6 protein-coding genes are annotated in these 6290 nt (G+C 50.6%); 4 read left to right on the forward strand and 2 right to left on the reverse strand.

Going from position 1 to position 6290, the window contains the following annotated elements; all coding sequences use genetic code 11:
- On the forward strand, window positions 1–939 hold a 939-nt coding region (locus tag JKK62_RS01030), incomplete at its 5' end, for an alpha/beta hydrolase (protein ID WP_201426569.1).
- 53 nt (window positions 940–992) lie between these two features.
- Here JKK62_RS01030 and cls read toward each other — a convergent pair.
- On the reverse strand, window positions 993–2555 hold the full coding sequence (gene cls, locus JKK62_RS01035) for a cardiolipin synthase (RefSeq protein WP_243411711.1): 1563 nt from the start codon (window positions 2553–2555) through the stop codon (window positions 993–995).
- A 596-nt stretch (window positions 2556–3151) separates the two neighbouring features.
- Here cls and JKK62_RS01040 point away from each other — a divergent pair.
- The 3 genes from JKK62_RS01040 to JKK62_RS01050 are packed head-to-tail and all read left to right on the forward strand — an operon-like array spanning window position 3152 to window position 6029.
- On the forward strand, window positions 3152–4189 hold the full coding sequence (locus tag JKK62_RS01040) for an ABC transporter substrate-binding protein (RefSeq protein WP_201426570.1): 1038 nt from the start codon (window positions 3152–3154) through the stop codon (window positions 4187–4189).
- Window positions 4190–4240: 51 nt separating this feature from the next.
- Window positions 4241–5248 carry an ABC transporter permease gene (locus JKK62_RS01045; RefSeq protein WP_243411712.1) on the forward strand — a complete coding sequence of 336 codons (1008 nt, stop codon included), beginning with the start codon at window positions 4241–4243 and terminating at the stop codon, window positions 5246–5248.
- Window positions 5241–6029: an ABC transporter ATP-binding protein gene (locus JKK62_RS01050; protein ID WP_201426571.1), complete on the forward strand. Its 789-nt coding sequence runs from the start codon at window positions 5241–5243 to the stop codon at window positions 6027–6029. The genes JKK62_RS01045 and JKK62_RS01050 overlap by 8 nt, the downstream gene beginning before the upstream one ends.
- 149 nt (window positions 6030–6178) lie before the next feature.
- Here JKK62_RS01050 and JKK62_RS17705 read toward each other — a convergent pair.
- The coding region (locus JKK62_RS17705) for a DUF4298 domain-containing protein (protein WP_201426572.1) at window positions 6179–6290 on the reverse strand (112 nt) is incomplete at its 5' end.

Here is a 6290-nt window from a genome sequence, read left to right on the forward strand (position 1 = left end):
GATGATAATATGATTGTTCTCATTATCGTACTTTCAGTACTTCTCACAGCCGTTCTTATTGGGCTGATTGTTCCGTACTACATAGTATTTTACTCGCCGCACCGCAACGCCGATGAAATTGAAACCGAGCCGTTTCTGGACGACATGGATATGTTCAACGAGATAAAGGCTCAGGCGAGAAAGCTCTCTGAAATTCCCTGCAGCCGTGTTCAGACGAGAGCATACGACGGCGTTAGGCTTTCGGGACGGTATTATCACAAGTCGGACGACGCGCCGCTGTGTATCTGCTTTCACGGCTACCGCGGCTCATCGGTTCTTCATTTCAGTATAATAGGGCAGTTCCTCCAGGACGAGGGTTACAATGTCCTTCTTGTTGACCAGCGCGCTCATTTCGGCAGCGGCGGCCACACCATAGCTTACGGTATACGCGAACGCCGCGACGTGCTCTCTTGGATAGAATACGCAAACGGACGCTTCGGCAAGGATAAGCCGATATATCTTTTCGGAATCTCGATGGGCGCGGCCACAGTCGTGATGGCGGCAGATCTTGCTTTGCCGGATAACGTCAGACTGATTTGCGCTGACTGCCCGTACAGCTCGCCGAGGGATATCATCTTTTACGTCGCAAAGCGCTGGTATAAATGTCCGAGGCTTCTGTGGGCGCTTATCCGCGTTTCTGCGCTCGTATACGGCCACCTGATAATTCCGCGTAACCTGACCGCCGCGAACGCTGTGAGGAACACCGACAAGCCGGTGCTGCTTATTCACGGCGAGGCGGACTGCTTTGTCCCGAATGAAATGAGCGAGGAAATACGGCTTGCAAATCCCGAATGCGTGGAGAGGCACACCTTTCCCGACGCGGTTCACGGCGTGAGTTATTTTTACGATCCCGAGCGGTATATCGCGATCCTGCGCGACTTTATAAAGAGAAACGGCTGATATATAAGGGGCTGCCGCCAATCGAAAGATTTGGCGGCAGCCCCATTAATTTTTTACATCAAAGGCGCAAAGAACTTCATCAGTGTGCCAAGCAGTTTATATGATATTTTTTCGTTTTTGATTGTCCTCGGTGTTACCTCGCGGCATTTTGAAAGCGTCTTCTGAAAGTCAAGCTCTATCTCGGGAATACAAGCTGTTTTGTACATGTATGCCGCGCATTCGAAGTGATGATAAAGACTGCGGTAATCAAGATTGATCGTACCGACGGTTGCCTTGCAGCCGTCGCTGACGAATACCTTTGCGTGAACGAATCCCGGTGTGTACTCGTAGATTTTCACACCTGACGCGATAAGGCGCTTGTAGTGGGATTTTGCCAGAGCGTAAGCCGCTTTCTTGTCCGGAATGCCGGGCAGTATCAGCTTTACGTCTACTCCGCGGCCTGCGGCATATTTCAGCGCGGTTTCAAGCTCTCCGTCGAGAATAAGGTAAGGCGTCATGATATGCACGTAATCTTTTGCGCGGTTGATTATATCCATATAGACGGTCTCTCCGACCTTCTCGTTGTCCAGGGGACAATCTCCGTAGGGGATCACGTACCCCGAGGGATTTTTCGGCGCGCTTACCGCACCCTCAAGCCACTGAGAGAACTCAGGTTTTTTCTCGTCGATGTTCCACATCTGCAAAAACAGCAGCGTAAAGCTCTTTGCTGCCTCGCCTTTGAGCATGATGGCTGTGTCCTTCCAGTGCCCGAAGCGTTCGGTCAGATTGATATACTCATCTGCGAGATTGACGCCTCCGGTGAAGGCTGTCTCGCCGTCGATCACAAGTATCTTACGGTGATCTCTGTAGTTGTAATGCGAGGATACGACAGGTCTGATGGGAGAAAAAGCCTTTGCCTTGATTCCTTTTTCTTCAAGCAGTCTGCAATAGTTCGAGGGAAGCAGCGACATCTCGCACATTCCGTCGTACATCATACGCACTTCAACTCCCTGAGCCGCTTTCGCAACAAGCAGTTCGAGAACCTTGCCCCACATATAGCCCTCTTCAACTATGAAATATTCCAGAAAGATGAATTTTTCGGCAGCCTCAAGAGCCTTTATCATAGCGGCAAACTTGTCCTCGCCTATGGGGAAGTATGTGACCTCCGTGTTGTTGTATATGGGAAAACAGCCTGTGCGGTTCAGGTACCTCGCCAGAGCGTCCATGCCTGACCCGTCCTTTTTCAGCGCGTCAAGAACGTCCTGTGACTGTGGAATGGAGGTCCGGGTCTGCAGTATCAGAGTTCTTTCTCTGCGCTCAAGCTTTCTGTACCCGACATTCATTCTCGTGAACAGCAGAAATATCGCGCCGGGTACCTGGAATACGGAGATCAGAAACATCCATGTCAGCTTTGCGCTGAAATCCATACCCGTGTTGAACAGATAGATAATCATTATTACGCTGAAAACCACCAGAAACGCCGAGAAAAACGGCAGCCAGGTGATGAGCCAGCCGTAAAAGAATATATACATCGCAAGCTGCAGCAAAATCAGCAGTACTATAACGGAAAACCGGCTGAACACCAAATGCAGCAGTCCTTTTTTTCTGGGCTTTGCCAGCCTGAAAATTTCACTCATATTTATCCTCTCACTGTTGTCATTTCCAATATCCAAATATCAGCTTTAGTATATCACACCTGAACGGTGAAGGCAAGACGCATTCATTTATCTATTATGCGGCTCTACCTGCAATGTCATACATAATAGCCGCAAATACCCGAAACAGTAATACTTTTCCGAAAAAATATTGACAAACTCCGATTTATGCGTTAAAATACATACAAATTAAAATCCAAACCGATGACGAAGAGTAAGTAGGTCTTATCACTTGTCTTACAGAGAGCTGCGGACGGTGAAATCGCAGCAGAGAATATATGACCGAATGGACTTCTGAGGGCGAACAGAAATGCGGAAACACAGAGTATGTGAGACGGATTGACCCTACGTAAAGCGGGTCGGCGTAATTAATTACGTGTTGAGAGGACGCTGAAACGCGTCAAGCAGGGTGGCACCGCAGGAAGTATCCTGTCCCGGCAGTTATGCAGGGACAGGGTTTTTATTTATATTCATATTTAATTCTCAGGAGGAATTATGATACTCTTAACAATGCGATGGCGAATTCATCAGTAATATCCGCAGACTATTAATCATTTAACAAATAAGGAGAATTTATCATGAAAAGAATCATCGCAGTTTTACTGACCGTACTTATGATCGCAACCGTTATGACCGCCTGCTCTGGCAATGCGGGCTCTGACACCAAAACCGTAAAGAAATCCTTCAAGGTAGGCATCTGCAACTATGTAGACCACGCCTCGCTCAACCAGATCGTCGACAATGTAAAGAGCGGACTGAGCAAGCTCGGCAAAGAAAACGACGTCGAGTTTGAGATCCTCAGCGAAAACTGCAACGCCGACGCTGACATCATGAACCAGATCATCGCGAACTTCGTCGCTGAAGACGTAGACCTGATGATAGGCGTAGCCACTCCCGTCGCAATGGCGATGCAGTCGGCGACCGAGGATAATGAGATCCCCGTCGTATTCGCGGCGGTATCCGATCCCGTCGGCGTCAAGCTGGTCAGCGACATGGAGGCTCCCGGCGCAAACATCACCGGTACATCGGATTATCTCAACACCAACTCCATTATGGAACTGATTTTTGCCGCCAACCCCGAGGCGTCCACCGTCGGTCTGTTATACGACATCGGTCAGGACGCGTCAACCGGAGCTATCGCCGACGCAAAGGCATATCTTGACAAAAAGGGAGTCAAGTACATCGAACAGAACGGCACCACCGCCGAAGAGGTCAAGATGGCAGCCCAGTCACTCGCCGACGACAAGGTCGACGCGGTATTCACTCCCACCGACAACACCATCATGGAAGCGGAATTATCCATCTATGAAATTTTCTCAAAAGCGAATATTCCTCACTATGGCGGCGCAGACAGCTTTGCTCTTAACGGCGCGTTCCTCGGATACGGCGTTGACTACACGGTTCTCGGTACCGAAACCGCGAACATGACCTACAGCATTCTCGTCGACGGCAGCGACCCCGCAAAAACCGCGGTCAAGACCTTTGACAACGGTATCGCAACCGTCAATACCGACACCTGCGCGGCAATCGGCTATGATCTCGAAACTATCAAGAAAGCGTTTGCACCCTACTCTACAAAGGTAGAGGAGATCAAGACAGCGGAATCATTTGATTGATCGGATATCATCACGGATATCCTAATACATTGATGTAAACAGGAGTACAGTATGGAATTTTTCGGCGGACTGCTCAGTTCACTTCCAACGGCCGTTGAGCTGGGCTTGTTCAATGCATTGACGGTGCTGGCGCTGTTCCTCAGCTATTCGATGCTCAACGTGTGCGACTTATCTACCGACGGCTGTTATACCCTCGGCGCCGCTGTAGGCGCTGTGGTGGCATTATACGGACACCCTTATCTATCTATCCCGGCGGCAATGCTCTGCGGAATCGTTTCAGGCTTTGTCACCGCCATATTGCAGACAAAGATGGGCGTCGACAGCCTGCTGGCAGGAATCATCGTCAACACAGGCTTGTATTCCGTCAACATCGCTATTATGGGCGACAAATCATTGTTGAACCTGAATAAAACACAAACCATTTTTACCGATTTCAAGCCGGTCATCAAGGATTTCCACAACGGAATCCTTTCATTGCTCGGAATTGAACGCGGTACCGACGCATACAAGACCGCGACAAAGATCCTTGCATTTTTCAGCCATGAGATCATCATCGGTCTGGCGGCAGTCGTGCTGGTGATTATCTTTCTGTCGCTGTTTCTGAGAACCAGACTCGGACTTGCAATCCGCGCGACAGGCAACAATCCCGCCATGGTTCGGTCATCTTCCATCGACCCGACCATGACAACCATCGTCGGACTGTGTATCGCGAATTCCTTCACCGCCTTATCAGGCTGCCTGTTTGCTCAGAGCCAGAAATCGATGTCTATCGACGTCGGAACAGGCATGGTCACCGTAGCGCTGGCGTCGCTGCTCATCGGCGGCACCTTCCTCGGAAAGGGCAGGATCCCGAAACGCGCTGTCGGCGCGGTACTGGGAGCGGTCATATTCCGTATCGTTTATACGGTCGCTCTCAGACTGCACATGCCGTCCTTCATGCTCAAGCTCGTTTCGTCGGTAATCGTTATCATCGCCATCAGCGGGCCGTATCTGAGCTCAAGGTACCCAATGCTGATGCGTAAGCTGAAGCACAGAAAGGCGGTGCGCAGAGATGCTTGATATCCGCGGTATCACCCTCACCTTCAACAAAGGCACCGTCAACGAAAAGGTTGCGATCTCCGACCTGAGCCTCAACGTCAACGACGGCGATTTCATCACCATTATCGGGGCAAACGGCGCGGGAAAATCCACCCTGTTCAACGCGATCGGCGGCACCTTCATCACCGACAGCGGCAGTATCGTTCTTGACGGCAAAGACATCACCCTAACACCAGAGCACAAGCGCGCACGTTCTATCGGAAGACTGTTCCAGGATCCGATGAAGGGTTCGGCTCCGGGTATGACGATCGAAGAAAACCTCGCTCTTGCGGCAGGTCACGGCGGATGGCTCAGCGCTATCTCAAAAAAAGACAAGGAGCGCTTTAAGAAATGCCTTCGCCAGCTCAATATGGGGCTGGAGGACAGAATGCAGCAGCCTGTTGGTCTGCTCTCCGGCGGACAGCGGCAGGCTCTGACGCTGATGATGGCGACAATCAATCCTCCGAAGCTGCTCCTGCTCGACGAGCACACCGCGGCGCTGGATCCCGCGACCGCCGAAAAGGTGCTGGAGCTGACGCGCTCTATCGTTGAGGAAAACCACCTCACCTGCATGATGATCACTCACAACATGCAGTCGGCGCTGGAACTCGGAAACAGAACCATCATGATGAACGCAGGCAGGATCATTTATGACGTTTCAGGCAAGGAACGCGAAGGACTTACCGTCAATGACCTTCTTGAAAAGTTCAGGGAGACCTCGGGCAAGGCGCTCGACAACGACCGTATGTTATTAGGGTTATAAAATAAAACGAGCTGAGACGCTGTTGAATAACTGCGCCTCAGCTTTATATTTTTCGTGAATATGCGTCAGGAATACCGCCGAGCTTCTGCAATACTGCTTTTGCCGGACGTTTGGTTCTCGATTCTTCGCTTACACAGCAGTTAATAACGTCATTCTGATACCTCTTTATATTCTTCAAGCAAATTGTAAATCCCGTCCTCGGAGAGCACGCCGCGTTTCAGACCCTTCGGCAGAAGTCCTGCTTCATCAGCCGCGAAATCC

This window comes from Ruminococcus difficilis, from assembly GCF_016680995.1.